The organism is Sphingomonas sp. (genome assembly GCF_045810705.1).
Classification (GTDB): Bacteria; Pseudomonadota; Alphaproteobacteria; order Sphingomonadales; family Sphingomonadaceae; genus Sphingomicrobium.
Genome location: NZ_JBJMVI010000007.1, coordinates 13,298 through 40,097 on the forward strand (window position 1 = coordinate 13,298; position 26,800 = coordinate 40,097).

Genomic DNA, 26,800 nt, shown 5'->3' on the forward strand with positions numbered 1-26,800 from the left:
CCCAACGCCGGGTTCGGCGCGCTGTGGCGCTTCCTGCCGATGCTGTGGCCCAGGCACGAAGCCGAGTTGAAGCTGCGCGTCGCGGCGGCGGTGCTCCTCGTCCTCGCCGGCCTTTTCCCTACGCGGTTCCGCGCCAAGTTACGACGGCGCGGTTTGCGGCGAATGAGGCGCGCCCCTACCTTAGCTCGGATGGCCGCTGGAGAGATCAGGCAGAACAAGCCCAACGCCGGGTTCGGCGCGCTGTGGCGCTTCCTGCCGATGCTGTGGCCCAGGCACGAAGCCGAGTTGAAGCTGCGCGTCGCGGCGGCGGTGCTCCTCGTCCTCGCCGGCAAGGCGGTGACTTTGATCGGCCCCTATGCGCTGAAGCTGGCGGTCGACCGGATGAGCAGTCATGCCGCGTTCGCCGTGGTCGCCGGACTGGTCCTGGCATACGCCGGGGCCCGCTTCGGCGGCGTACTGGCCGACAATTTGCGCAACGCGATCTTCGAGAAGGTCGGACAGGATGCCGCCCGGCGCCTCGCCGCCAATGTGTTCCGGCATGTCCATGATCTGTCGCTGCGCTTCCATCTCGAGCGGCGCACCGGATCGCTGACCAAGATCGTCGAACGCGGGACCAAGAGCATCGACATGATGCTCTATTTCCTGCTGTTCAACATTGCACCGACGATCATCGAGCTCGGCGCCATCTGCGTGATCTTTTTCGTCAAGTTCGGCGCCGGCCTCGTCGCCGCGACGCTGGCGATCGTCGTCTTCTACATCGCCTTCACGCGCAAGGTGAGCGACTGGCGGACCCACATCCAGCGCCAGATGAACGACGTCGACAACAAGGCGATCGGCCGCGCGGTCGACTCGCTCCTCAACTATGAGACGGTCAAATATTTCGGCGCCGAGGACCGCGAGGCTTCTCGCTACGAGGAGGCGGTCGGCGCCTTTGCGCGCGCATCGGTGCGCAACGAAGTGTCGCTCGCCTGGCTCAACATTGGCCAGTCGCTGATCACCAATGCGATGATGGCCGGGGCGATGATCTTCACCGTCTGGGGCTGGAGCCGCGGCCGCTTCACGCCCGGCGACGTGGTGTGGATCAATGGCCTTCTGATGCAGCTCTTCCGGCCGCTCGACATGTTGGGCTGGGTCTATCGCTCGATCCGCCAGGGGCTGATCGACATGGAGGCGATGTGGGACCTGCTCGACACCCCGACCGAGGTGACGGACAAGCCGAATGCGCCCGGTCTTGCGGTCGGCGATGGCAGTATCCGCTTCGATCATGTTCGCTTCGGCTATGATCCGGGCCGCGAAATCTTGCAGGACTTTGACCTCGAAATCCCCGCGGGCACGAGCTGTGCGATCGTCGGGCCTTCGGGTGCGGGCAAGTCGACCATCGCCCGGCTGCTCTACCGTTTCTACGACCCGTCCGCGGGGCGCATCCTGATCGACGGGCAGGACATCGCCGGCGTCAGTCAGCGGAGCCTGCGCGGCGCGATCGGAATCGTCCCCCAGGACACGGTGCTGTTCAACGACACGATCGGCTACAACATCGGCTACGGCCGCGAAGGCGCCGGCCAGGCCGAGATCGAGGCGGCGGCGCACGGCGCGGCGATCGACGGCTTCATCGCGATTCTGCCGGACCGATACGAATCGATGGTCGGTGAACGCGGGCTCAAGCTCTCGGGCGGCGAGAAGCAGCGCGTTGCGATCGCGCGCACATTGCTCAAGAACCCGCCGATCCTCATGCTAGATGAGGCGACCAGCGCGCTCGACAGCCGCACCGAACAAGCGATCCAGGAAACGCTCGACAAAGTGGCCGAGAGCCGGACGACAATCATGATCGCGCACCGTCTGTCGACGATCGTCGATGCCGACCAGATCGTCGTTCTCGACCAGGGCCGGATCGTCGAACGCGGCACCCACGACGAGCTGCTCGATGAGGACGGGCTTTATGCCGAGCTGTGGCAGCGCCAGGCGGCCGAGCAACTTGCCGAGGAGATTGCGCAAGCCGCCGAGTGACGGCAAAGCGAGCGCGTCCACCCGCGGCGCTCGGTCGCACGGCAAGAGTGAAATGACCGACCCGCACGAGCTTCTCAAACGCGTCTTCGGCTTCGACCATTTCCGCGGCGTCCAGGAAACGGTCGTCGAGCGGGTCATGGCCGGGAAGCATACGCTCGCGGTGATGCCGACGGGCGCGGGAAAGTCGCTCTGCTACCAGCTGCCCGCGGTCGCCCGTGACGGGACGGCGCTGGTCATATCGCCACTGATCGCCCTGATGCACGACCAGATCCGCAGCGCCAACGCGATCGGCCTGCGCGCGGCGTCGCTGACGTCGGCGGACACCGATCGCGACGCGACCGTAAGCCGCCTGAAGGCTGGCGAGCTCGACTTGCTCTATGTCGCGCCCGAGCGCGCGACGGGAGAGGCCTTTGGCCGCCTGATCAGCCGGCTCAACCTGGCGCTGATCGCAATCGATGAAGCGCATTGCGTCAGCGAATGGGGTCACGATTTCCGGCCAGACTATCGCCAGCTGCGGCCCTTGCTCGATGACAATGCGGACGTTCCGCGGCTCGCCCTCACGGCGACGGCCGACAGGCGCACCCGCGCCGACATCCTGACGCAGCTCGGCATCCCGGCGGAAGGGCTGGTCATCGCCGGCTTCGACCGCCCGAACATCCGCTATCACGTGCTTCCGCGCGATGGCATATCGGGCCAGCTCAAGACCTTGGCCGCACAACAGCCGGGGCCGGGAATCGTCTACGCGCCGAGCCGCGACAAGGCGGAGCGGATCGCCGAGCAGCTGGCGGCCAGCGGGCGGCCCGCGCTGCCCTATCATGCGGGTCTCGAGCCGCAGGTCCGGGCGCGCAACCAGGCCGCCTTCGTCAATTCCGAAGAGATGGTGATCGCCGCCACGGTTGCGTTCGGGATGGGCATCGACAAGCCGGACGTGCGTTTCGTCGCGCACGCCGGAATTCCCAAGTCGATCGAGGCTTATTACCAGGAAACCGGCCGCGCCGGGCGTGACGGCGAGCCGGCCGAGGCATGGCTGTTCTGGGCGGCGGAGGACTTTGCGCTCGCCCGGCGACGCATCGAGACCGAAGTCGAGCCGGACCGCCGCGCCGGCGAGCGCGAGCGGCTGAACGCGCTCGCCGGCCTCGTCGAAGCGCCGACCTGCCGGCGCGCGATCCTGCTCCGGCACTTCGGCGACGACCCACCCGAGCGCTGCGGCAATTGCGACAATTGCCTGGAGCCGCCGGCGACCATCGACGCGACCGAGGTCGCGCGCAAGCTGCTGTCCGCCGCGTTCCGGACGGAGATGCGGTTCGGCGTCGGGCATCTCGCCGACGTGCTTGCCGGCAATGACAGCGAAAAGGTACGCGGCTTTGGCCACCATCGGCTGTCCGTGTTCGGCATCGCTTCGGCCGACGAGATTGCGCTGGTCCGCCCGGTGGCGCGCGCGCTGATCGCCCGCGATGCGCTGCGCGCCGACGCTTATGGCGGGCTGAGCTTCGGCCCCGCCGCCAAGCCGATCCTGAAAGGCGAACAAGACTTGAACATCGCCGTCCCGCCGCAGCGAAAGCGGGCATCGCGCAAACGCTTCGACGGGCCTGCAGACCCGCTCTTCGACGCGCTACGGGAAACCCGTCGCAAGCTCGCCGCCGAGTCCGGCGTTCCGCCCTATGTGGTGTTCCACGATTCGACGCTGCGCGAGATCGCGGCGGCGCGGCCGGCGACACTGAAGGAACTGTCAAAGATCAATGGCGTTGGCGAGGCTAAGCTGGCTCGTTATGGGAGCGCAATGCTCGCTGCGGTCGCGGCGGCCAATTGATCATTCAGGCTCGCGCAAGAACGCTTGCCTATATGCTAAGCCTTTGAGATTTCTAGGAAGATAAATGATGCGCTATCTTATGCTCGCGTCCGTTTCGCTGGCGGCCGCAATCCCTGTTCAGCCCGCTCTCGCGGCGCCCGCCAAAGCGAGACCCGTCGCCGCGGCCGCGCTGCCCGCCTCCAATCCGTTCGCGAAGCCGAGCACGCTGCCGTTCGAAACGCCCGATTTCTCGAAGATCAGGGACACGGACTATCTGCCCGCGCTGCTCGCCGGAATGGCCGAGCAGAAGCGCGAGGTGACAGCGATCGCCAACCGGAAGGCGGCGCCGACCTTCGACAATACGGTCGCGGCGATGGAGCGCTCCGGCCTGCTGCTCGAGCGCGCGAACCTCGCGTTCAACGCCGTGAACGGCGCCAACACCAACGATGTGCTGCAGGCGACCGATACCAGAACCGCGCCGTTGTTCGCCGCGCACAACGACTTCATCTATTTGAACGCGAAACTGTTTCAGCGCTTCAAGACTCTCCACGATCATCAGGCTGACCTCAGCCTCAACCCGGAGCAGGCCAAGCTGCTCGACGTCTATTATAAGCAGTTCGTTCACGCCGGCGCGGAGCTTGCGCCCGCCAAGCAGGCGCAACTCAAGGTCCTCAACAAGCGGCTCAGCACGCTGACCACCGCGTTCGGTCAGAAGCTGCTGGCCGCGGCGAAGGCAGGGGCGCTGCATGTCGACGACGCATCGGCGCTCGCCGGGCTTTCCGAGCAGCAGCTCGCCGCCGCGCAGCAGGCGGCCAAGGACCGCAAGCTCGCGGGCTATGTCCTGCCGCTCCAGAACACGACGCAGCAGCCGTTGCTCGCATCGCTGTCCAACCACGACACGCGCCAGAAGCTGTTCGAAGCCAGCCTTAACCGCGCCGAACATGGCGACGCCAACGACACGCGCGCGATCGTCAGCGAAGTCGCGCGGCTGCGCGCGCAGAAAGCCGCCTTGTTCGGGGCGGCGAATTGGGCCGACTACACGCTCTACGACCAGATGGCCCAGAACCGCGCGACGGCGATTGGCTTCCTCGATCGGCTCGCGCCCGCGGTGTCGGCGAAGGAGCATCAGGAATGGTCGGACATCGTCGGCCTGGCCAAGTCGCAGGGTGCGAATTTCCAACCGACGGCAGCCGACTGGAACTTCTATGCCGACCAAATCCGCAAGCAGCGCTACGCGCTCAACCAGGACCAGCTGAAACCCTATTTCGAGTTCAACAAGGTGCTGACCGATGGCGTGTTCTACGCCGCAAACCAGCTTTATGGCCTGACGTTCAAGGAGCGTCACGACATCCCGACCTGGAGCCCCGACATGCGGGTGTTCGACGTCATCGATGCCGACGGCAGGCCGCTGGCGATCTTCATGATCGATCCCTGGAAGCGCGACAACAAGAACGGCGGCGCGTGGATGTCGAACCTCGTCAACCAGTCGACGCTGCGCGGCACCAAGCCGGTAGTGTTCAACGTCGAGAACTTCACCAAGCCCGCGCCGGGCCAGCCGGCGCTGATCAGCTTCGATGACGTAACGACGATGTTCCATGAATTCGGCCATGCGCTGCACGGCATGTTTGCGGCGCAGACCTACCCGACGATCTCGGGCACGAGCGTGGCCCGCGACTTCGTCGAGTTTCCGTCGCAGTTCAATGAGAATTGGGCGCTCGATCCCAAGGTGCTGACGCACTATGCGGTCCAATATCAGACCGGGCAGACGATCCCGCAGGAGCTGGTCGACAAGATCAAGCGGTCGCGCACCTTCAACCAGGGCTATGAGCTAGGCGAAGTCCTCGAGGCGGCGCGGCTCGATCTCGACTGGCACTCGCTGCCGGGGAGCTCGCCGAAGCAGGACGTCGACAAGTTCGAGGCTCAGGCGTTGGCCAGCGGAGGCTTCGACACGCAGGACGTACCGCCGCGCTACCGCTCAAGCTATTTCGCGCACATCTGGGGTGGCGGCTATTCGGCCGGCTATTATGCCTATCCATGGACGCGGATGCTCGCGGAGGATGCCTTCGACTGGTTCGAGACCCACGGCGGGCTGACCCGCGCGAACGGCCAGCGCTTCCGCGACATGGTCCTGTCGCGCGGCAACACGCTCGATTATGGGCAGATGTACCGCGGCTTCACGGGCCACGACCCGGACGTCACGCCGATGCTGCGCTTCTACGGCCTGCCGACCGGCAATGGCGCGCCGCAACCAGTGACGGTCGCCCCGGCTCCCCTGCCATCCGCGGCGCCGGCCAAGACCGAGCGGGGGAGCTGACCCAATGATCCGACAGCTCGGCGACAACGTGATGGTCAGCGGCCAAGTCGCTCCGCACGAGGTCGCCGGGCTGGCGGAGCAGGGCGTCACGATCCTCGTCAACAACCGCCCCGATGGTGAAGAGCCCGGGCAGCCGCTCGCCGGCGATATCGAGGAGGCGGCGGCCGCCGCAGGCGTCGCCTATCGCTTCGTTCCGATCATCCGCGGCATCGGCCCAGCCGACGTCGAGGAAATGCAGAAAGCGCTTCGGGAGGCCGAGGACGGAAAACTGCTCGCCTTCTGCCGCTCCGGCACGCGCTCGGCGCTGGCGATCGCGCTCGCCAAGCGCGACGAAGGTGCGTCATCTGAAGACGTTGTTCGGCAGCTCAACGAAGCCGGCTTCGACCCCGGCCCGATCGCCCACCTGCTCTGATCACCACGGAAAGACGTTGCCGGCCGCGAGCTCGTCCGCCCGCGGCGCCCGCCCGAGCATCCCGTTGCGGTGCGGGAAGCGGCCGAAGCGCGCGATGACGTCGCGATGCTTGCGCGCGGCCTCGGCGAAATTGGGGTCGCCGGTTGCGCTTTGCAGCAGCACCGCGCGGTTCTGGTCGTCCAGATCCTCGCTGTGCTGGAACGGCATGTAGAGGACGTTCCGCTCGTTCGGCTGGAGCTGGTCGTCGAGCTTGTCGTCGACCGCCGCTTTGGCGATCGCCAGCGCAAGGTGATCGGTGGCGAACTGATCGGCGTGGCCGCGGAAAATGTTGCGCGGGAACTGGTCGAACAGGATCACCGCAGCGAGCGCCGTCAGCGGATCGCTCAGGAATGATTCCACCGGAAGCTGACGCTTCTCGGCCCACAGCTTGAGGAAGTCTTGGCGGATCCGATGATCGAGAGCCTGGTCGGCCTTCCACCATTGAGCCGGATCGAGCCCGAACCAGAATTCGAGCACATGGCGAATCCATCGTCCCACCAACGACTCCTTATCTTCCGGTTCGAAAGACGGACCACATTTGCGTGCGTGTCCGCACTATCGGGATGGCATGCGCCTCCTCCACCCAAGCGTCCTTGGCACGATCGGCAACACGCCGTTGGTTGAATTGCGGCGGGTCGTTCCAGGCGGCTGCGCGCGCATTCTTGTCAAGATCGAGGGCTCCAACCCCACGGGAAGCATGAAGGACCGAATGGCAATAGCAGTGATCGAGGCGGCAGAGCGCGACGGACGCCTGAAGCCTGGCAATACGGTTGTTGAATATTCAGGCGGCAGCACGGGTGCATCGCTCGCGCTCGTTTGCTCCGCAAAGGGCTATCCCGTCCGCATCTTCTCATCGGACGCGTTCAGCGAAGAAAAGTTGGTGCAGATGGCCGCGTTCGGAGCGGAGCTGACGATTACGCCGAGCGGGGACGGGCTGATCACCAAGCAAGTAATCCTGGCGATGATCGCCGCCGCCCGCGAGGCAAGCCGTGCGCCGGGCACCTATTGGACCGACCAGCTCAATAATCGCGACACGATCCCTGGCTATTATCCGCTGGGTGAGGAAATCTGGCATCAGGCCGAAGGCAATGTTGACGCCTTCGTTCATTCGATCGGGACCAGCGCCTCGCTTCAGGGCGTCGCCATGGTGCTGAGACGCAGCAAGCCTGGAGTGCGGATTGTCGCGGTGGAGCCCACCGAATCGGCTGTGCTGTCGGGCGGACCCCCGGGAGCGCACAAGATGGAAGGCATCGGCATCGGCTACATACCGCCGCTGTGGAATCCGGAGATGGTCGACGAAATTGTCCCGATTTCAACCGCAGAATCGGAAGCGATGGCGCTTCGCTTGAGCGAGGAGGAGGGTTTGTTCGCCGGAACGACGTCCGGCGGCAACGTCGCTGCGGCCATCCGGCTTGGCCAGCAGCTTGGGCCGAACGCGACGGTTGCAACCTTGCTGGTCGATTCCGGCCTGCGCTATCTTGCGACCTACGGAAAGATGCTGGCCCCGCGCATCTCGCGCAACACGGCGTGAAGAGCGCTAATCTGCATCCACCGCACCGAGCACCATCGGCGCTCCGCCCGAGCTGATCGAAGCGGCATGGGCAAGCGCCTCCTGTCCACCTGCCGATCGGGCGCAGCGTTGCAGCGTTTCCATGTCGGGGAAGCTGACGTCGCTTAGAAAGTGGAAGGGCGGCGTTTGATCCGGCCCGACAATCTTGCGGCTGGAAACCGCGGTCGCGCCGGTCAGCCGCGGCCCGGCATAGGGCAGATGTTCGTCGCTGTATGCCTTTGCGAACGCCGCAGCGTCGGTCGGTTGCGGGTAAAGAATGAGTAGGTGCGCAGCCATGATTGATCTCCTCCGGTTGATGGAGGGGGATTACGCCGGCTCGGCCAGCTTCAGGGGTACGGAATCCTGACTAGCAGGCGTCACGTCAGCAAACAGGTAGCGGTCGAACCAGTCGGGGAAGGCACGAACAAGAGGCCGCGCGCCCTCAACCCGCAATCCGCAGCGCTGCGCGTCCCGGAAAGTCAAATCGCCGCGCCACCACGAGGCAAGGGCCGCGAGTGGGCCGTAGACACCGAGCGGCTCCGGATAGCCTGGATTATGATTGCATAGAGACGCTTCCGTTTCGCGGAGCAGGAGATAGCTCGGGCGGTGGCCATAGGGCTCCAGCCGAATCACCAGCGGCTCACGCGGAAGTGCGTCGAAGTTCACCCGGCGGCGCATGTCGATCAGAAGAGGCTCAAGGTCGAGGTCTTCGACATGCGCCTGGCGTGGAAGCCAGCGTTGTCCCCAACGGCCAAGTTCCCCGATCACGCCGAGCAGCTCCATCCCCGCCGCCGTGAGCGCATATTCCGGTCCGCTCGAGCCTTCGGACCGAGCAACCGCCCCGGCATGGATCAGTGCCCGCAGCCGTTCGGAAAGAACAGTGCGCGAGATGCGTGGGATGCCCCGCCGAATGTCATTGAACCGATCGCTGCCGCACAACAGCTCCCGAACGATCAGCAAGGTCCAACGCCCGCCGAGCAGGTCGAGCGCTCGAGCCACGGCGCAAAACTGACCGGTCGCGATCACCGACTTGCGGATAGCGGTCGCTACCTCGGTCAGCCAGTCCGAATTCCGGACCGATCAGGCCGCAGTGCCCCCGACCGTCAGGCCGTCGATCAGCAGCGTCGGCTGGCCCACGCCGGCGGGAATGCTTTGACCGCCCTTGCCGCACACGCCGATTCCCTCGTCGAGCGCAAAGTCGTTGCCGATGCCCTTGACCCGCGTGAGCACCGTCGGCCCGTCGCCGATCAGCGTCGCGCCCTTGACCGGCTCGGCGATCCTGCCGCCGCGGACGCGATAGGCCTCGGTGCAGGAGAAGACGAATTTGCCGCTGGTGATGTCGACCTGCCCGCCGCCGAAGCTCTTGGCGTAGATGCCATCCTTGACGCGGCTGACGAGCTCGGCGGGATCGTCGGTGCCGCCAAGCATGAAGGTGTTGGTCATGCGCGGCATCGGCGCATGGGCGAAGCTTTCGCGGCGGCCGTTGCCGGTCGGCTCCATGCCCATCAGGCGCGCGTTAAGCCGGTCCTGCAGATAGCCCTTGAGGATCCCGTCCTCGATCAGGCAGGTGCGCCGCGTCGGCGTCCCTTCGTCGTCGATGGTGAGCGAGCCGCGCCGCTGGTCCATCGCTCCATCGTCGACGACCGTGACGCCGGGCGCCGCGACGCGTTCGCCGATCCGGCCCGAGAAAGCCGAGGTGCCCTTGCGGTTGAAGTCGCCCTCGAGCCCGTGGCCGACCGCTTCGTGGAGCAGCACACCGGGCCAGCCGGGGCCGAGCACGACCGGCATTTCGCCGGCCGGGGCCGCGACCGAGTCGAGATTGGTCAGCGCCTGCGCGAGCGCCATGTCGATCGCGCGCTCCCATTGCGCCTCGTCAAACAGATTGTCGTACAGATAGCGGCCGCCGAGCCCGTGATAGCCGGTCTCGCGCCGGCCGTTCTGCTCGGCGACGATCTGCACGCCGAGGCGCACCAGCGGGCGCACGTCGGAAGCGACAAAGCCGTCGCCGCGGACGATGTCGATCACGCTCCAGCTCGCGGCGAGGCTGACGCTGACCTGGGCGACGCGCGGGTCTCTGGCGCGCGCCGCGGCGTCGATCCGCTGGCATAGCGCGACCTTGTCCGCAAACGGGATCAGGCTCAGCGGATCGTCGGCGTCATACATCGCCTGGTTTGTGCGGGGCGGCGGAGGCGCCGGAAGACCTTTGGCGGGATCGAGCAGCTTGAGCGTCGCGGCGGCGCGCTCGATCGCGGCCTCGCTGATCTCATTGGCGTGGGCGAAGGCGGTGGTCTCGCCGGAAACGCCGCGCAAGCCGAAGCCGGAGCTGGTGTGATAATCGGCGGTCTTCAGCCGGCCGTCGTCGAACCCGAACGCCTCGCTCGCGCTATACTGGAGGTAGAGCTCGCCATCGTCATGCGCCTGGAGGTGCGTGGCGGCGAGGCGCTTGGCCGCATCCGGATCGAGACCACGGTAAAGGAAACGGCGCGGGTCGGACACGGTCATGCCCGCTTGTGGTCCGCAGGTCCGCCCTCAAGGACGAAGCGCCTGTCGCAATAGCCGCATTCGACGAACCCAAGCGCCTCGTCGATGCGGAGGAACACGCGCGGATGGCCGAGCGCGGGCGAAATCTCGCCCGAGCCGTCGCACGCGACCTGCACGGTCTTCACCCGGAACACTTCGGGCGGCGGAATCCTGGATGCCATCAGAGCGCAATTAGGGACGCAGCTGCTCCCTCACAAGCTTGTCGGGTGGATGTGCCGCTCTTATGCGCCGATCCGTCATGGACGAGCCCGCGATCCGCATCGAATCCTTGTCGAAGACCTACGCCGGCGGAAAGCTCGCGCTCGATGACATCAGCTTCGACGTCCCACGCGGGCAGATCTTCGGATTGCTCGGCCCAAATGGCGCGGGCAAGTCGACTTTGATCAACATCCTTGCGGGCCTCGTCGTGAAGACCGGCGGCAAGGTCACGATCTGGGGCTTCGACATCGACAAGCATCCGCGCAATTCGAAGCGGTCGATCGGCGTCGTTCCGCAGGAGATCATCTTCGATCCCTTCTTCACGCCGCGCGAGACGTTGGAGATCCAGGCCGGGCTCTACGGGATCGCGCCCAAGGCCCGGCACAGCGACGAGCTGCTCGCGGCCATGCACCTCACCGACAAGGCGAACGCGTACGCGCGCACTTTGTCGGGCGGCATGAAGCGTCGGCTGCTGGTGGCCAAGGCGATGGTCCATTCGCCCCCGATCCTGGTGCTCGACGAGCCGACCGCCGGAGTCGATGTCGAGCTTCGCCGACAGCTTTGGGCCTATGTCCGCCAGCTCAATGCCCGCGGCGTCACGATTGTGCTCACCACGCATTATCTCGAGGAGGCCGAGGAGCTTTGCGACCGCATCGCCATCATCCACCACGGCCGGGTGATCGCCAATGAGCCGACGCGCGAGCTGGTCTCGAAAGCCCAGGAGAAGGCCGTTGTCGTCACGTTCGACCGCGACATCGCCCAGGTGCCGAGCAATGCCTGCTTCCAGGACATCAGCCTGATCGACGAGCGGACTCTCGAGATCATCTACCGCAAGGACGCGACCAACGCCGGAGAAGTGCTGGGCGCGCTGACGGCGGAGGGGTTGACCATCGTCGACGTGTCGACCCGCGATCCCGATCTCGAGGACGTGTTCCTGAGCCTGACCGGCGCCGACCAGGAAGCGGCGTGAAGCCGACCGCCGAGGTCCTCATCGTCGGCTCCGGCGCGGCGGGACTGACGGCCGCGCTGAACCTTGCCGAGACCCACAAGGTCGCGGTCATCGCCAAGGGCGCGCTCGGCGAAGGTGCGACGAGCTGGGCGCAAGGCGGCATCGCGGCGGTGCTCGAGGAAGGCGATAGCTTCGACGCTCACGTCAACGACACGATGATCGCTGGCGCGGGCCTGAATGACATCAGCGTCGTCGAGCATGTGGTCGAGGGCGCCCCGCGCGCAATCCGGCATTTGATCGAGCTCGGGGTGCCGTTCGCGCAGGACGGCGATGCGCTGCACCTGACCCGTGAAGGCGGGCACAGCCACCGCCGCATCGTCCATGTCGCCGATGCGACCGGCTACGCCGTTCAGCAGGCGCTCGAAGCCGCGGCGGCCAAGCACCCGAACATCACGCTCGTGCCCGATATGGCGGCGATCGACCTCGTCACCGGCCGGCACGCGACCCATTTCTCGACCAGCGGCGCGGTCCACGGCCTGTACGCCTACAATCGCAAGAAGAAGCGGGTCGAAACGCTGACCGCCAAGGCGACCATCCTCGCCAGCGGCGGCGCCGGCCGCGCCTATCTCTATTCAACCGCGCCGCGCGGAGCGACAGGGGACGGTATCGCGATGGCATGGCGGGCGGGCTGCCGCGTCTCCAACATGGAGTTCATGCAGTTCCACCCGACCTGCCTGTACAATTTGGCGGTCAAGAATTTCCTGATCACCGAGGCGGTGCGCGGCGAAGGCGGCCAGTTGAAGCTTCCGCCTGGCGTGAAGGGCGGCGGAACGCGCTTCATGCAGCGGTTCGACGAGCGCGGCGAGCTTGCCCCGCGCGACATCGTCGCCCGCGCCATCGACCATGAGATCAAGCGGCTCGGCCTCGACTATGTCCACCTCGACATCTCGCACCGCGATCAGGACTTCGTCCGCGCGCATTTCCCCAACATCTACGAGAAGCTGCTGGGGCTCGGGATCGACATCACCAGGGAGCCGATCCCGGTCGTGCCGGCGCAACACTATACCTGCGGCGGCGTGGTGGTGGACCTCCACGGCTGCACCGACGCGCCGGGACTCTATGCGGCCGGCGAAGTCACCCAGTCGGGGCTGCACGGCGCCAACCGGCTCGCCTCCAACAGCCTGCTCGAATGCCTGGTGTTCGGCGAGGCGGCGGCCAAACACATCGCCGCCAGTTTCGGCGACCTGCCGGACGTGCCGGAGATCAAGGCGTGGGACGAGAGCCGCGTCACCGACAGCGACGAGGAAGTGGTCATCGCCCAGACCTGGGGCGAGATCCGTCGCTTCATGTGGAATTATGTGGGAATCGTCCGAACCACCAAAAGGCTCGAGCGGGCCAAGCACCGGATCGACATGCTTCGGCAGGAGGTGAAGGAATATTACGCCCACTTCCGGGTAACGCCGGACCTGATCGAGCTTCGCAACCTGGTCGAGGTCGCCGACCTCATCATCCGCTCGGCCCTATCGCGGCACGAAAGCCGCGGGCTTCACTACACGCTCGATTATCCCGACCTGCTCCCGGAGGCCAAAGATACGGTATTGGTGCCCTAACACCAGCGCTCGCCGGGCTTCTTGATATAGTGGCGCCAAACATAGCCCCAAGGAATAACGAGCCCGAATAGGATCGGGCCGTTGCCAATCGCCACGAGATCGTCGGTCAATCGCGGCGACCCCGTCCCGGCCAGCCACTGCGGCAACCCGAAGGCGAGCAGCCAGATCGATTTCCACACGAATTCGAAGAGAAAGATCGGAAGGATTTGCAGCGGGTAGCGAAGCCCGAATAGTCCCATCACCCACAAGCCGCCGAACATGCTGTCGATCATTCCGCGTTCCGTCGGTCCATGGTCGATCAGCGGCGGCAGGGCCATGAAGCTACCGGCCGCGACCCAGACCAGGTAATTCGCGCGCAGGACGTACAGCCGCACCAGCGAGACCTCACAGTCGCGCCGGTTCGAGTCCGCCGACGCCAGGTCCGTAGTCGAGACCATGTCCATCTTTCCCGTCAGCGCCAACGGGTGCTCGGCCGTTTCCCATAGTGCCGCCAAACATAGCCCCAAGGGATGACGAACAGCAGGATTGCGCCAAAGGGGATGTTGAAGAAATCCTCGGCAAAGGTCGGTGGCTGCCGGCCCGTCGACCATTGCGGCAACCCGTAGGCGATCATCCAGATCAGCTTCCACGCGAGCTCGAACATCAATAGCGGAAGCATCTCCAGCGGATAGCGCAGGCCGAGGAAGGCGAGCACCCACACCGCGCCCAGCAGACTCGCGATGACTCCGCGGCTGATCAGCGGGTGGCTAAGTATCTCGGGCACGTTCATGGCGCCGAGACCGACCACCAACAGCAAATACATGGCGCGAAGGACGTAAAGCCGAAAAAGCGAGACCTCGCCTTCTGCGGCGCCGTCGCCGGGCGGTGAATCCGATGCAGCGGTCGAAGCCATTTTCCATTCTCCTTAAGCCGCGCGCGAACGCTCGGTCGCGCCGGAATTGGGTTTGAACTCGAGCAGGTCGCCCGGCTGGCAGGCGAGCGCGGTGCAGATTGCCTCGAGCGTCGAGAAGCGGATCGCGCGCGCCTTGCCGGTCTTGAGGATCGACAGATTGGCGAGCGTGATGTTGATGCGCTCGGCAAGCTCGGTCAGCGTCATCCGGCGATCGTGGAGAAGGTCGTCGAGCTTGACGGCGATCGCCATGTCAGACCGTCCCTTCGAGGTCTTCGCGCATCAGTGTGCCTTCGGCGAAGACGCGGGCGAGGACGAAGGTCAGGACAACCGCGAGCCAGCCGTTGACCGAGAAGCCGGCGTCGAGATGGAATGGATGCTGGGACGTCGAGATGGCCTTGCCAATGGCGGCGATCGCCAGGCTGAGGAGCTGCAAGGCGAGCAGGATCCAGGCGACGATCTGGAGCCGATAGGCGTTGGCGGCGACGAAGGGGTCGCCGGCGCGGACGGTCCCGACCATGGCCAGCAATCGCTTCAAAACGGCATAGCTTAGCCCGATGGCGATGACGCCGAGCGCGGCTATGGCGCGCATGCCCATCATCACCGTCTGAGCGTCGGGCAGGCGCGACACCCCGAGCGCCAGCATCGTCCACGGCTCATTGATGAATGTATAGACGAGCAACGCCAGGATACAGGCGCCGAACAGCCAGTTGAGGACGATCAGGATGCGCAGCACGACGAACGCGATCGGCAGCGCGACGGAAGCAGGTCGGGTCATCAGGTTTGCTCTCCAGTGGTGTGTATATCGATAAACGATAATCTACTTATCGTTTTTCGGCAAGCCCCTCGCTCGCGTGCGGATTGGACTGGGGTGTTGTAGTATGGCTGGCAGGGGGGACGATCGATGCCGACTGAACTCAAAATCGCCGCGCTCGGAGCGCTGCTGCTGTTGGTCCACATTTTCACCGCGACGCGGTTCAAGACCGCGCAATATGGCCGCACGTGGAACGTGGGCGCCCGCGACGAGGCGCTCCCCGCGCCCAACCCCATGGCCGGCCGGACGATGCGCGCGCAGGCCAATTTCCAGGAGACGTTCCCGATCGCGATCGTCGCGCTGCTCGGGGTGGTGCTGGCGAACAAGACCAGTGCGACGACCGCGCTCGGCGGCTGGATCTGGCTCGGCGCGCGAGTGGTCTATTTGCCGCTTTATGCCGCCGGCGTGCCGGTGGTCCGGACGATCGTGTGGGCAATCGGCATGGCCGGGCTGGTGATAGTGATCTGGCCGCTGCTGGTCGGATAAGAAGGTCGCAAAGGCGCCGCGGCCCAAACAGGGCCAGGCAAGCTTCTGGCGGCCGGCATGGACGATGTTTGCCGTGTCAATCTTTCGACCGGTTTTGATCGCGCTCTTTCATCCGGCGGGACCGTCGAGGTCACCGATCCCGCCGGCGTGACCTGGAACGTTGCGGCGCTCTACGGAACCTGCGCGCTGGCCGCCATCTTCGCGATGGGCGCGTTTGCCGTCCTGGCCCTATTGCGGTTGACAGAAAGCATGCCGCGCAGCGACCTCCAATGCCTCACAGCGCCATTACCGCCGCAACCGCCAATACGGCGATGAGCGATATGTAGATGCGCGGGAAAATGGCCGCGATCGAGCAACGCCAGCACTCGCCGCGGAAGCGGGCGCCCGAGATAGGTCTGTCGCACATTGTGCACTGGGTATTCGCCGACTCGTGGCCGCCTGATCCGCCCGCAGCCCGGGCGCGGCCTTGAGGTGCGATGTGGCCCGGGCGATCCTCGGCCATCGCGTAGCCGGCCGGTTGGTCGGCGCCGCGCGCGAGAACTGTCGCCAAGATAGGGCGATCGATCATGTCGAATCTCCTGCCGCGGGGAGATTTTGCAACTTTGCCCGCTACCCAGGCAATTTGGGATTTGCCCTATAGTGGAATCCACAACCGCGGCGGAGTGACCTGAGGTGTCGACCCGAACATGCATGGACAGTTTGGTCGATATATTCCGGCTAAATCGTCACTTTTGTCAGGCCGGCACCGTACGCCGAACGTCCATCAACGGCACCGCGGGCGAAGCAACCGTCAGGAGCCTGATCGCTTCCGCCATTGTGCGCACGCCGAGGCGCCTGACGGCGCGCTCCCGATGAACCTCGATGGTGCGGACGCTAAGGCCAAGCTCGAACGCAATGCCTTTGGTCATGATCCCGTCGGCGACGAGCAAGAGGACCTGCCGTTCGCGCGGAGATAGGGATGCCACCCGGCTAGCCGCTTCCAGCGCGTCGGGACTGTCGTCCGTCAGATGACTCTCGATCACGGCCCAGCGCTTCTGTTGCTTCGCAAGCGCAACCTCGTGGGCGCGAACGACATCAAGAATGTCGCCCGCTTCGCATGCCGAAAGCGGGTAAGTGCAAAGCAATGAAATCGGCTTCCCGGCGATCACCTGGTTCAGGAAATTCTCGTACTCCATGAAGGCTTGCCAATCCCTCTGTTGCAGCCAGCGCGTGTCGCCGCTGGCGCTTAGGCCTTCGTGATCGTGAGCCAGGGCTTGACCGAGCTTCTCGTGCCAAAAAGCGACGATGGGTCCGGATTCGAACGACGCCCCCTGCTGATACACGTCGGACGCCGAGTGGAGTTCGACCCCGGTGCTTGCGAGCGGGCCGGAATCGACGCCCTGGGGCATCATCCACAGGCACAGGTCCCCGCGCCGCGCACCGGCCGCGCAGAATTGGCCGACAAGGTCGAGCAGGTCTTCTTCGGTTTCGTAAAAGGCGCAAAGGTGCGTTCCGTGGCGGATCGCCCCAAGGACCGCGTCATACGGCGGCTCGGCGGCAATCGACTCTAGCGCATCGCTCTGCGGCATCGGACCCGTAACCTCACAGGTATCGCAACTGTGGCCACGAGAGTCGGCTCTATCACAGTTTGACGGTCGGGCGCCCGAGTTTTCGCCAACACGCCGAGGCAAGCGATTGGCTTTAATCCCGCCGCCGCCCTCCTAAATTCGATCGTTCATGCCCGGAGTGGGCAGATCGTCAGCCCTGTTCTGCGACGGCGACATTCTTCGCGAGAGTCTTGAACCGGATGCCGTTGCCTTGCCGCACGGTGATGGTGACGTGACCCGTCTTGCTGGTCTTGCGGTCTTCGACGACGCCCGACTTACCGGCGTGGGTTCCGGCAATCACCGAGCAGTGGTCTCCGTTGCGCGGACCGGGCGCCTGGGCTGGATTAGTCATGGGACTTGCCGTCGCTCCCGACGAAATGATTCTCGGCACTTGCCGGGGTCATCAGCCCGAACGAGCGGCCAAGCGAATCCATCGCGAGGGCCATGGCGTCGCCGTCGGGCAGAACCTGCTTTTCCAGCACCACCGTTCCCCCGAGCTCGCGAACCCGGGCCAGGGTTGCGTCGATGTCGGCGACTTCGACGTAAATCTGGACCCCTTCCGGACCGCCGGGCGGAGTAGGCCAAATCCCTCCGTCAATGCCAACTCCACCACTCGACGATACGGTCCGATACCCCATGCCGTTGGCATTGGAGACCGGCCAGTCGAACAGATCGCCGTAAAACGCGGCTGTCCGGTCCGGGTCCGAGGTCAGAAATTGCCAATGGCGAACGCTGTTGGTCATCGGATTTCCTTCTTCATCAAATGCCAGTCGGTTCCCTGCATCCGAAGGACGCCGAGCCTCATCAATTTGAATAGCGACTGATTGACCTCGTCGATCGTCGCGTTCGCCCGGCGCGCGACCGACTCTGAACTATTCGTCTCTGCTTCACGGATGGCGGCGACGACGGAGAGGTCGATGGTATCGATCTCGCAGATGATTTCTCGATCCGGACCGCGCGCGCCGAGCGCCGCGCAAACCTGTTCCGACGCCTCCTTCGTCAACGGACGCTTCGAGCGAATCCATTGCGACAGTGTCGAATGGTCACAGCCAAGGTCGCGCGCGAAGGCTCGAAGGGAGTAGCACGGATTTCGCGCCCTCCGCCGTTCGAATTCCCGTTCGAGATATTGAGGCAGCGCCATCGCCCGTTTTTACGGCGGAAACAGCCGTTCCGGCAAGGTCGACACCGGTCAAAGCGGGGCAGGCGGGTGCCCCAATCCCCGACCGAGCGGGACGCCTTAATCGACCAATGCGACAGCTTCCTTCGCGGCGCCACCCTGCTAAACCAGATCGTTCATGCCCGATGCCGCCACGCCTCCAGCCCAGCCCCACCTCTACCTCGTCGACGGGTCGAGCTACATCTTCCGCGCCTATCACCGGCTGCCGCCGCTGACCAACCGCCATGGGACTCCGGCGGGCGCGGTCTATGGCTATACGACCATGCTGTGGAAGCTGGCGGACGGCCTGACGAAGGCCGACGGTCCGACCCACATGGCGGTGATCCTCGACGCGTCGGAGCACACCCACCGCAACGAGATGTACGCCCAGTACAAGGCGCACCGGCCACCGCCGCCCGAGGACCTGGTCCCGCAATTCCCGCTGATCCGCGTCGCCACCCGCGCCTTTTCGATCCCGTGCATCGAGGAAGCGGGGCTCGAGGCCGACGATATCATCGCCTGCTACGTGACGGCGGCGAAGAAGGCGGGCTGGCGGGTGACCATTGTCAGTTCCGACAAGGATCTGATGCAGCTGATCGAGGATGGCCAGATCGACATGCTCGACACGATGAACGACCGCCGGATCGACGAGGCGGCGGTGATCGAGAAGTTCGGCGTCGGCCCCGAGAAAGTCGGCGACGTGCTCGCGCTGATGGGCGACAGTGTCGACAATGTGCCGGGCGTGCCGGGGATTGGACCCAAGACCGCGACCCAGCTGATCCAGGCATTCGGCGACCTCGAGACCGTGCTCGCCAGCACCGACCAGATCACCAAGCCCAAGTTGAAGCAGTCGCTGATCGATTTTGCCGACGACGCGCGGCTGAGCCGCGAGCTGGTGCGGCTGGTGTGCGAAGCGCCGCTGCCCGAGCCGCTCGAGGACCTGGCCCTGAAAGGCATCCCCAAGGAGCCGCTGGCGGAGTTTCTGGCAGACCAGGGGTTCAAGACCTTGCTCGCCCGCCTCGAGGCCGGCGGGCCGTCGCAGGGGCGGAGCAGCAGCGGCGGCGGCATCAATGGCGTCATGGCGTCGCTCGACAAGAAGCCGGCGGGTCCTCCACCGGCCGAGCAGATCGAGGTCGACCGGTCAAAATATGAAACCGTCACAGACGAGGCGGCGCTCGACCGTTGGATCGCCGAGGCGACGGCGCTGGGCGTGGTCGCGATCGACACGGAGACCGACTGCATCGACTGCATCATCGCCAGGCTCGCAGGTGTGAGCCTCGCGACCGCGCCCAACCGCGCCTGCTACATCCCCGTCGGGCACAGTGGCGCCGACCTTTATTCGGATGCGCCTAATCAGCTGCCGACGGCGCTGGTGTTGGCCAAGCTCAAGCCGCTGCTCGAAGACCCGGCGGTGCTCAAGATCGGGCACAATTTCAAATATGACTGGGTGATGTTCGATAAGGCGGGGATCAACGTCGCGCCGGTCGACGATACGATGGTCATGAGCTTCGACCTCGACGCCGGGCGGAGCTTCGGCCACGGCCTCGACGAGCTCGCCAAATTGCACTTCGACCACGAGTGCATCCCCTACAAGCAGCTGTGCGGCTCGGGCTCCAGGCAGATCACCTTCGACAAGGTGCCGCTGGGCCCGGCGACCGAATATGCCGGCGAAGATTCCGACATCGCGCTCAGGCTGTGGCTGCGGCTGAAACCCCGGCTGGCGCAGGAGAACGTGACCCGGGTCTATGACCGGATCGACAGGCCGCTCGTGCCGGTTCTCGCGCGGATGGAGCGGCGCGGGATCAAGGTCGACCGCGACTATCTTGCGCGGTTGAGCCGCGAGTTCGCCGAGGAGACCGCGCGGCTCGAGGAGCGGATCTACGAGGCGGCGTGCGGGCCGTTCACGATCGGCTCCCCCCAGCAGCTGGGCGAAGTGCTCTACGGCCGGCTCGGCCTCCAAGGCGGGCGCAAGGGCAAGAGCGGGCAATATTCGACCGACGTCAATGAGCTCGAGCGGCTCGCGGCCGAGGGCGTGGAATGCGCGACCTTGGTGCTCGAATGGCGCCAACTGACCAAGCTCAAGTCGACCTACACAGACGCGCTGCAGGCGCAGATCAACCCCGAGACGGGCCGGGTCCATACCAGCTTCTCGCTGACCGGCGCGCAGACCGGGCGGCTGTCGTCCAACGACCCGAACTTGCAGAACATCCCGATCCGCACCGAGATCGGGCGCAAGATCCGGGACGCGTTCGTCGCCGAGCCGGGCTACAAATTGCTTTCCGCCGATTATAGCCAGATCGAGCTGAGGCTCGCCGCGCACATGGCCGACGTGCCACAGCTGAAGGAGGCGTTCCGGCAGGGCGTCGACATCCACAGCCTGACCGCCGAGGAGCTGTTCGGCCGCGTCGACCGCGACACGCGCAACCAGGCCAAGACGATCAACTTTGCCATTTTATACGGCAGCTCCGCCTGGGGCATTGCCGGGCGGCTCGGAGTGCCCAAGGACGAGGGCAAGGCGATCATCGACCGCTATTACGAGCGCTTCCCGGGCATCCGCGCGTTCACGCACAGCACGCTGGCGTTCGCCCGCGAACATGGGTTCACCACGACCCTGTTCGGGCGCAAGACTCATTTCGAGCCCAACATCCGTTCGCCCAATCCGTCGATCCGCGGCGGCGCCGAGCGGGCGGCGATCAACGCGCCGATCCAGGGGACCAGCGCTGACCTCATCAAACGCGCGATGGCGCGGATGGACCAGGCGCTTGCCGATGCCGGACTCGATGGCGTCAGGATGCTGCTGCAGGTGCATGACGAGCTGGTGTTCGAAGTCCCCGGCGGGCGCGAGGAAGAGGCGGCGGCGGTGATCAAACAGGTCATGGGACATGCCGCCGAGCCGGCGATGACGCTCGACGTCCCGCTCGACGTCGAGGTCGGCTGGGGCGAGCATTGGGGCGCGGCGCATTGAGCGACCGCGAACAACCTGCCGCGTCAAACGCCGAGGCGCTCGATGCCGCCGCGCCGGATGCTGACATGGCGACGCTCGCGCGCGGCGGCCGGCTGAACATCTTCGGCTTCGGGCTCAGGCTCGCGGGGCAGATACCTTTCCTGTTGATCGCGGGGCGGATCTATGGCGCCGCGCAGCTCGGACGCTTCGCCTACGCCGTGCTGGTCGTGGAGTTCGCCGCCCAAATCGGCGCGCTCGGACTGCGGCGTGGTCTCGCCCAATTGCTCGCCAACGCGAAGAAGCCGCAAGCCTGCATCGTCGCCGATGCCTTGCTCGTCGCGGCAATCGGTTCGGCGATCGGCATGGCGATCCTCTTCGCCTTTCCCAAGGCGATGTACCCGACCACGCCGGTCGGCGGCCTTGACCGCCTGCTTGCCATCACCGTCCTCGCAATCTCCTGGACCGATATCTCGCTCGCGGCACTGGCCTATCACCACGACGTCGGGGCCACGGTCCGCGCGCGGTCGATCGTCGAGCCGTGGACCAAAAGCATTGCCGCGTTCGCCTTGTCGTTCGTACCGATCATGGTCAGCCGCGGCGACGGGCTGATCATTGCCTACGTGCTGTCAATGGTCGCGGCCCTAGTCGCGGCGCTGATCCCGCTCGCGCGCTGCTACGGCTTGCCGCACGGGTGGAAGCCCGATTTGCCGGTCGCCTGGTGGACCGCCTGGCGCAACGCCCCGCTCGCCGCGGCCGACACGGTCGAATGGGCATCGCGCAGGATCGACCTCGCGGTGCTCGGCGCCTTCCTTCCGGCAAGCTTCGTCGGCATTTATTATGCCGCGCAGCAGGTCGCGACCCTACCCGCCAAGCTCAAGACAAGCTTCGAGCCGGTGCTCGGGCCCGCCATCGCGCGCAAGGTTGCGGCCGGCGACCGGTCTTCGATCGCCAGCCAATTGCGGCAGGTGACCTATTGGATCATCGCCGCCCAGCTCGGCATTGCGCTCGCGCTCGGAATCCCGGGCCGCGCGGTCATGGGACTGGTCGGTTCGGCGTTCACCGGCGGTGCCGCGATGCTCAGCTTCCTGCTTGCCGCGGAAGTGATCGCCGCGACCGCGGTCGTCAGCGAATCGGCGCTGATTTACGTCGCGCGCACCCGTAACATGATCATCAGCCTGGTCATGCTCGCGCTCGAGGGCGGGCTTGCGGTCGCACTGATCCTGATCATGCGCGACGAAGGCCTGCCGCTGACCTATCAGGCGACGGGGCCGGCGATCGCGCTGTGCCTCGCGCTGGCTTTTGCTTCGATCACCAAGTCGCGGCTGCTGTCCAAGACCCTGGGCCAGCCGGTGTCGGGCTGGCGTTGGGACCTCGCCTGGGCGACGGCGGCCGGGGTCGTGGTCGGCGCCGCCGTCCGCTTGCTGCTGCCCGAAACACTCCAGCTGGTGATCGGCGTGCCGGCGATCATGGGAGCGTTCGGCGCGACCTTGTGGACCAAGGGATTCACCGCCGACGACCGCGAGCTCTTCACCATGCGCAAGGATGAAGTGCGCGAGCTGCGCGAGGCTGAGGATGCGGCCACCGCGCGCGACCAGGTGAGCGACGACGTGATCTAGTGGCGGAAGTGGCGCATGCCGGTGAACAGCATCGCCAAGCCAGCCTCATCCGCCGCGGCGATGACCTCATCGTCGCGGATCGAGCCGCCGGGCTGGATGACGGCGGTTGCGCCGGCTTCAACCGCGGCCAGCAGACCGTCGGCGAAGGGGAAGAAGGCGTCCGAAGCCACCGCTGAGCCGACCGTGCGCGGCTCCGCCCAGCCGTGCGTTTCTGCCGCCTCGCGAGCCTTGGCCGCCGCGATCCGCGCGCTGTCGCGCCGGTTCATCTGGCCTGCCCCGATGCCCGCGGTGACGCCGTCCTTCGCATAGACGATCGCGTTCGACTTGACGTGCTTGGCCACAGTCCAGGCGAACAGGCAGTCGCGCACCTCCTGCTCGGTCGGCTGGCGTCTGGTCACGCACGTGAGCTGCTCGCGAGTGACGATACCGTTGTCGCGGTCCTGGACGAGCACTCCGCCGGCGATCAGCGCCATGCTCGTGCCGCCGCGGGCCGGGTCGGGCAGGGAGCCGGTCAGCAGCAGGCGCAGGTTCTTCTTGCGGGCGAAGATCGCCTTCGCGCCGTCATCGGCATCGGGCGCGACGACGACTTCGGTGAAGATGTTGGTGATGGCCTCGGCGGTTGTTGCGTCGAGCGACCGGTTGCTGGCCACTATCCCGCCGAATGCCGAGACGCTGTCGCACGCGAGCGCTTCGCGCCAGGCGTCGATGAGACTTTCGCGGGTCGCGACTCCGCACGGGTTCGCGTGCTTGACGATGACTATTGTCGGGTCGGCGTCACGGAACTCGGCGGCGAGTTCGAGCGCGGCGTTGGCGTCGTTGAGGTTGTTGTAGCTGAGCTCCTTGCCCTGGACCTGGTCAGCCTGGGCGACGCCATGGGCGGCGGGACCGACGGGGAGATAGAGCGCAGCGGTCTGGTGCGGGTTCTCGCCGTAGCGCAGCGGCATCTTGAGCCTGGACGAGAAGGTCCAGTTCGCCGGCCAGCGTTCGCCCTGATCGGCGAAGGCGAACCACTGGGCGATGGTCGAATCATATTCCGCGGTCAGCGCAAAAGCCTTGGCGGCGAGCTTGCGGCGAAGGTCGAACGTCGTCGAGCCGTTATTGGCGTCGAGCTCGGCCAGCAGGCTCGCATAGTCGGCCGGATCGGTGACAATTGCGACATGGGCGTGGTTCTTGGCCGCCGAGCGGACCATCGACGGGCCGCCGATGTCGATATTCTCGATCACCGTGTCACGATCGGCGCCGCTCATCACGGTGTTGAGAAACGGGTAGAGGTTGACGACCACAAGGTCGATCGGGGCGATCCCGTGCTCGGCCATCGCCGCGGCATGCTCGGGATCGTCGCGCCTGGCCAGCAGGCCGCCGTGGACCTTCGGATGCAGCGTCTTGACGCGCCCGTCCATCATCTCGGGGAAACCGGTGAGGTCGGAAACATCGCGCACCGTGGCGCCCAGCGCGCGCAGCTTCGCCGCCGTGCCCCCGGTCGAGACGATCTCCACATCATGCGCTGCAAGACCTGCCGCGAGCTGGTCGAGGCCACTCTTATCGGACATCGAGATCAATGCCCGGCGGACGGGAACGAGGTCGGTCATATCTACCCTTCGGTCAGCTGGCGCGGCGGAAAGTCCAGCCGATTTCGCCGCCCAATGCCGAGACTTCGCCGACGATGACAAGCTGGCTCGTGCGCTGCGCCTGCCCGCGGCCGTCGATCCACAGGCTGTCTTCAGTCGCCAGGTTGCCACCGCGGCAGCGGAAGTTCCACGGCGGCGCGCCCTTGGAGCGCAGGATCGCGCCCATTCCATCGACGGTGATCGTCGCTTCGACTCCGGGCGCGAGATGGAAGCGCACCGCATAAGGGGCGGCCTCGCGGATTTTCTTGCGGCCCTTGGCAAGCAATTGGTCGGCGCCGCGCAGCTCCTTGCCGTCGTTGCCGAGCATCAGGCTCCGCTTGTGCACCAGGCCGAAGGCGCGGACATAGCCGTCGTGGCTCGCCTCGAGGCGGCTGGCGTCATTGTCCTCGCTGCGGTCGATGGCGACGTCCTCGACGCCCTTGCCGAGCGAGCCATCGGCAAGGATGTTGGTGGAGTTGGTGTCAGCGAGGACGAGGGTGCTGTGGGCCGCGGTCGTGCGGAGGCCCTCGACCAGCTCCTGCGACAGATCGGTCGGCAGCGGTCCGGGCCCGCCGCAATTGACGACCAGCCGTTGCCCGCCATCCGACAGCTCGAACGCCAGCGTCGAGGCCGATCCCTGCGCGGCGATCCTCTGCGCCGGCGGCGGGGCGGCATCGATCACAAGGATCGTGCCGAGCGCCGACATCCGCTGATAGCCCCAACCGCGGGCCTGGCGCAGGGGACGGGCGCGCAATCCGCAGCCGTCGATCAGTGCCGCAAGCCGGGCCGGCTCGCCGGGGCCGCATCCCTGCCAGCTCGACAGCGCGCCATCGCCCATCATGATCCCGTGCAATGCGGCGAGCGACGCCTGCGCGGCCGCCTCGATCCCCTCGGGCATCGTCTCCTTGGCCGCCATGTAGCAGGCGCGAAGAAGTCCGAAGCGGTCGACCAGCAGCATCTGCTCGAAGGGTGAGCGGCTGAGCAACCCGCCGTCGTCGAACTGGGCCGAGGCCAGCGCCCGCGCGAGTCCGGCTTCGCCGCGCGCAACCCGGGGCACTCCGCCCTGCACCAGCAAGCCCGCCGCGACCACGCCGCACCAGGCGGTGATCCGGTCGAGGCCCGCAGTTGCCTTGTCGGCGTTCGAATCGAGATTGCGCGCGCCCCGGGCGAGGGTGTTGAGCAGCGCCGAGCGGTAACCGCTGTCGGTGCTGGACAGGATGTAAGGCGCGTAAGCCGCCCAGAAGAGGACCCGCTCGCCCCATAGATGCGGCGCCCAAGCCTCGTCGATCCGGGTCCCATGCGCGAGCAGCCAGCGGCCGACGAGCGCTTCGGCGAGCCGTGCGCCTTTCTCCCGCGAGGCCGCGGCCGCGAGGTCGCGGAGCCAGGAAAAGCCCTGCAGGTGCCTGGCCAGCTGGCCGGCCGCGCCGAGCCGCGCGAAGTCGAGGTCCTTGAGCGAAAGCGTCTCGGCTCCCACCGTGAAGCGTCCGGCGAGCAGGGCGTCGCCCCGCGTCCGTTCGCCATGGACATGATCGCGCGGGACCGCGGCGAGCTTTAGCGGTTGCCGGGAACGGGTCAGACGCGACAGGAAGGAACCGCGAGCAAGCTTGCCGACGACCGCGCGCTCCGCGGCGTCGTCGGTCACGCCGATCCCCTGAGCGCCTTGATGTTGTCGGCGTATGCAGCGGGGCCGCCGCGGAACACCGCGGTGCCCGCGACCAGCGCCGTGGCGCCGGCAGCCGTCGCCTGGCGAGCGCTGTCGGCATCGATTCCGCCGTCGACCTCGATCTGGATGTCGAGGTTCTGCTTGGCGACGCGGTTTGCAACCGCCTCGATCTTCTTGAGCTGGCCGGTGAGGAACTTCTGCCCGCCAAAGCCGGGATTGACGCTCATCACCAGCACGAGGTCGAGTTCGTCGAGCACATAATCGAGCATCTTGGCCGGCGTCGCCGGGTTGAGCGACACGCCCGCCTTCTTGCCCAGCGCCTTGATGCGCTGGACGGTGCGATGGAGGTGCGGCCCGGCCTCCGGGTGCACGGTGATGATGTCGGCGCCGGCCTCCGCGAAGCCGTCGAGGAAGGGATCGACCGGCGCGATCATCAGATGCACGTCGAACGGCTTTGCCGTGTGCGGCCGAAGCGCCTTCACCACGACCGGGCCGATGGTGAGGTTGGGCACGAAATGGCCGTCCATGACGTCGATGTGGATCCAGTCGGCGCCCGCTTCGTCGATCGCGCGCACTTCTTCCCCGAGCCTGGCGAAGTCGGCGGAGAGAATGGATGGAGCGATGATCGGCATGG

General features: G+C 66.0%; 27 protein-coding genes. 10 read left to right on the forward strand and 17 right to left on the reverse strand.

Annotated features, from left to right (window positions below; translation table 11 throughout):
• The first annotated feature begins 189 nt into the window (after window positions 1-189).
• From ACJ8FR_RS03155 to ACJ8FR_RS03170, 4 genes are all read left to right on the forward strand, one after another.
• Window positions 190-2,004, forward strand: a complete 1,815-nt coding sequence (locus ACJ8FR_RS03155) for an ABCB family ABC transporter ATP-binding protein/permease (RefSeq protein ID WP_407827196.1) — start codon at window positions 190-192, stop codon at window positions 2,002-2,004.
• 52 nt (window positions 2,005-2,056) lie between these two features.
• Window positions 2,057-3,814 (forward strand): DNA helicase RecQ, encoded by a 1,758-nt coding sequence (recQ, locus tag ACJ8FR_RS03160; protein WP_407827197.1) that lies wholly within the window; start codon window positions 2,057-2,059, stop codon window positions 3,812-3,814.
• A 64-nt stretch (window positions 3,815-3,878) separates the two neighbouring features.
• Entirely contained in the window at window positions 3,879-6,107 is a 2,229-nt protein-coding gene (locus tag ACJ8FR_RS03165; RefSeq protein WP_407827158.1) for a M3 family metallopeptidase, read from the forward strand.
• Window positions 6,108-6,111: 4 nt separating this feature from the next.
• Window positions 6,112-6,519 carry a TIGR01244 family sulfur transferase gene (locus ACJ8FR_RS03170; RefSeq protein WP_407827159.1) on the forward strand — a complete coding sequence of 136 codons (408 nt, stop codon included), beginning with the start codon at window positions 6,112-6,114 and terminating at the stop codon, window positions 6,517-6,519.
• Here the strand turns inward: ACJ8FR_RS03170 and ACJ8FR_RS03175 are convergent, their stop codons facing one another.
• A complete protein-coding gene (locus tag ACJ8FR_RS03175) occupies window positions 6,520-7,056 on the reverse strand; it encodes a DUF924 family protein (protein WP_407827160.1) in 537 nt (178 codons plus the stop codon). It lies immediately after the preceding gene.
• 70 nt (window positions 7,057-7,126) lie between these two features.
• Between ACJ8FR_RS03175 and ACJ8FR_RS03180 the strand changes: the two genes are divergently transcribed.
• Complete coding sequence (locus tag ACJ8FR_RS03180) at window positions 7,127-8,089, forward strand: PLP-dependent cysteine synthase family protein (protein WP_407827161.1); 963 nt, start codon at window positions 7,127-7,129, stop codon at window positions 8,087-8,089.
• Between the two features lie 6 nt (window positions 8,090-8,095).
• On the opposite strand, the gene ACJ8FR_RS03185 is transcribed toward ACJ8FR_RS03180, so the two are convergent.
• From ACJ8FR_RS03185 to ACJ8FR_RS03200, 4 genes are read right to left on the reverse strand one after another with little or no spacing between them, the layout of a single operon-like run.
• Window positions 8,096-8,404, reverse strand: a complete 309-nt coding sequence (locus tag ACJ8FR_RS03185) for an EthD family reductase (RefSeq protein ID WP_407827162.1) — start codon at window positions 8,402-8,404, stop codon at window positions 8,096-8,098.
• A gap of 30 nt (window positions 8,405-8,434) precedes the next feature.
• Window positions 8,435-9,133 carry a winged helix-turn-helix transcriptional regulator gene (locus ACJ8FR_RS03190; protein WP_407827163.1) on the reverse strand — a complete coding sequence of 233 codons (699 nt, stop codon included), beginning with the start codon at window positions 9,131-9,133 and terminating at the stop codon, window positions 8,435-8,437.
• Between the two features lie 54 nt (window positions 9,134-9,187).
• Window positions 9,188-10,609 (reverse strand): metalloprotease TldD, encoded by a 1,422-nt coding sequence (tldD, locus tag ACJ8FR_RS03195; RefSeq protein ID WP_407827164.1) that lies wholly within the window; start codon window positions 10,607-10,609, stop codon window positions 9,188-9,190.
• On the reverse strand, window positions 10,606-10,809 hold the full coding sequence (locus ACJ8FR_RS03200) for a zinc-finger domain-containing protein (protein ID WP_407827165.1): 204 nt from the start codon (window positions 10,807-10,809) through the stop codon (window positions 10,606-10,608). Before ACJ8FR_RS03200 ends, tldD begins: the two co-directional genes overlap by 4 nt.
• A gap of 77 nt (window positions 10,810-10,886) precedes the next feature.
• On the opposite strand from ACJ8FR_RS03200, the gene ACJ8FR_RS03205 reads away from it, so the two are divergent.
• Entirely contained in the window at window positions 10,887-11,816 is a 930-nt protein-coding gene (locus tag ACJ8FR_RS03205; RefSeq protein WP_407827166.1) for an ABC transporter ATP-binding protein, read from the forward strand.
• Window positions 11,813-13,405 carry an L-aspartate oxidase gene (nadB, locus tag ACJ8FR_RS03210; protein ID WP_407827167.1) on the forward strand — a complete coding sequence of 531 codons (1,593 nt, stop codon included), beginning with the start codon at window positions 11,813-11,815 and terminating at the stop codon, window positions 13,403-13,405. The genes ACJ8FR_RS03205 and nadB overlap by 4 nt, the downstream gene beginning before the upstream one ends.
• On the opposite strand, the gene ACJ8FR_RS03215 is transcribed toward nadB, so the two are convergent.
• Genes ACJ8FR_RS03215 through ACJ8FR_RS03230 form a run of 4 tightly spaced genes read right to left on the reverse strand, consistent with a single transcriptional unit; the run spans window position 13,402 to window position 15,072 of the window.
• Window positions 13,402-13,842, reverse strand: a complete 441-nt coding sequence (locus tag ACJ8FR_RS03215; RefSeq protein WP_407827168.1) for a hypothetical protein — start codon at window positions 13,840-13,842, stop codon at window positions 13,402-13,404. The two genes, nadB and ACJ8FR_RS03215, sit on opposite strands and share 4 nt — an antisense overlap.
• Before the next feature lie 14 nt (window positions 13,843-13,856).
• The gene (locus tag ACJ8FR_RS03220) at window positions 13,857-14,297 is read right to left on the reverse strand and encodes a hypothetical protein (protein WP_407827169.1); all 441 of its coding nucleotides are present in this window, start codon (window positions 14,295-14,297) and stop codon (window positions 13,857-13,859) included.
• 12 nt (window positions 14,298-14,309) lie between these two features.
• Window positions 14,310-14,546 carry a helix-turn-helix domain-containing protein gene (locus tag ACJ8FR_RS03225; RefSeq protein ID WP_407827170.1) on the reverse strand — a complete coding sequence of 79 codons (237 nt, stop codon included), beginning with the start codon at window positions 14,544-14,546 and terminating at the stop codon, window positions 14,310-14,312.
• A gap of 1 nt (window position 14,547) precedes the next feature.
• Window positions 14,548-15,072 (reverse strand): DUF2975 domain-containing protein, encoded by a 525-nt coding sequence (locus tag ACJ8FR_RS03230; protein ID WP_407827171.1) that lies wholly within the window; start codon window positions 15,070-15,072, stop codon window positions 14,548-14,550.
• A 126-nt stretch (window positions 15,073-15,198) separates the two neighbouring features.
• Between ACJ8FR_RS03230 and ACJ8FR_RS03235 the strand changes: the two genes are divergently transcribed.
• On the forward strand, window positions 15,199-15,594 hold the full coding sequence (locus ACJ8FR_RS03235) for an MAPEG family protein (protein WP_407827172.1): 396 nt from the start codon (window positions 15,199-15,201) through the stop codon (window positions 15,592-15,594).
• A 274-nt stretch (window positions 15,595-15,868) separates the two neighbouring features.
• Here the strand turns inward: ACJ8FR_RS03235 and ACJ8FR_RS03240 are convergent, their stop codons facing one another.
• The 5 genes from ACJ8FR_RS03240 to ACJ8FR_RS03260 all read right to left on the reverse strand — a co-directional run bounded on the left by ACJ8FR_RS03240 (window position 15,869) and on the right by ACJ8FR_RS03260 (window position 18,321).
• Complete coding sequence (locus tag ACJ8FR_RS03240) at window positions 15,869-16,162, reverse strand: hypothetical protein (protein ID WP_407827173.1); 294 nt, start codon at window positions 16,160-16,162, stop codon at window positions 15,869-15,871.
• A gap of 166 nt (window positions 16,163-16,328) precedes the next feature.
• Entirely contained in the window at window positions 16,329-17,162 is an 834-nt protein-coding gene (locus ACJ8FR_RS03245; RefSeq protein ID WP_407827174.1) for an MEDS domain-containing protein, read from the reverse strand.
• A 169-nt stretch (window positions 17,163-17,331) separates the two neighbouring features.
• Window positions 17,332-17,532 carry a KOW motif-containing protein gene (locus tag ACJ8FR_RS03250; protein WP_407827175.1) on the reverse strand — a complete coding sequence of 67 codons (201 nt, stop codon included), beginning with the start codon at window positions 17,530-17,532 and terminating at the stop codon, window positions 17,332-17,334.
• Window positions 17,525-17,923: a VOC family protein gene (locus ACJ8FR_RS03255; protein ID WP_407827176.1), complete on the reverse strand. Its 399-nt coding sequence runs from the start codon at window positions 17,921-17,923 to the stop codon at window positions 17,525-17,527. Before ACJ8FR_RS03255 ends, ACJ8FR_RS03250 begins: the two co-directional genes overlap by 8 nt.
• Entirely contained in the window at window positions 17,920-18,321 is a 402-nt protein-coding gene (locus ACJ8FR_RS03260) for a helix-turn-helix domain-containing protein (RefSeq protein ID WP_407827177.1), read from the reverse strand. Before ACJ8FR_RS03260 ends, ACJ8FR_RS03255 begins: the two co-directional genes overlap by 4 nt.
• A 154-nt stretch (window positions 18,322-18,475) precedes the next feature.
• Here ACJ8FR_RS03260 and polA point away from each other — a divergent pair, with 154 nt between their 5' ends.
• Both polA and ACJ8FR_RS03270 read left to right on the forward strand, forming a co-directional pair.
• Complete coding sequence (gene polA / locus ACJ8FR_RS03265) at window positions 18,476-21,301, forward strand: DNA polymerase I (protein ID WP_407827178.1); 2,826 nt, start codon at window positions 18,476-18,478, stop codon at window positions 21,299-21,301.
• Window positions 21,298-22,896 (forward strand): lipopolysaccharide biosynthesis protein, encoded by a 1,599-nt coding sequence (locus tag ACJ8FR_RS03270; RefSeq protein ID WP_407827179.1) that lies wholly within the window; start codon window positions 21,298-21,300, stop codon window positions 22,894-22,896. The genes polA and ACJ8FR_RS03270 overlap by 4 nt, the downstream gene beginning before the upstream one ends.
• Here ACJ8FR_RS03270 and purH read toward each other — a convergent pair.
• From purH to rpe, 3 genes are read right to left on the reverse strand one after another with little or no spacing between them, the layout of a single operon-like run.
• Complete coding sequence (purH, locus tag ACJ8FR_RS03275; RefSeq protein ID WP_407827180.1) at window positions 22,893-24,485, reverse strand: bifunctional phosphoribosylaminoimidazolecarboxamide formyltransferase/IMP cyclohydrolase; 1,593 nt, start codon at window positions 24,483-24,485, stop codon at window positions 22,893-22,895. The genes ACJ8FR_RS03270 and purH overlap by 4 nt on opposite strands.
• 13 nt (window positions 24,486-24,498) lie before the next feature.
• Window positions 24,499-26,145 (reverse strand): heparinase II/III family protein, encoded by a 1,647-nt coding sequence (locus ACJ8FR_RS03280; protein ID WP_407827181.1) that lies wholly within the window; start codon window positions 26,143-26,145, stop codon window positions 24,499-24,501.
• Window positions 26,142-26,798: a ribulose-phosphate 3-epimerase gene (rpe, locus tag ACJ8FR_RS03285; RefSeq protein WP_407827182.1), complete on the reverse strand. Its 657-nt coding sequence runs from the start codon at window positions 26,796-26,798 to the stop codon at window positions 26,142-26,144. The genes ACJ8FR_RS03280 and rpe overlap by 4 nt, the downstream gene beginning before the upstream one ends.
• Window positions 26,799-26,800 lie beyond the last annotated feature (2 nt).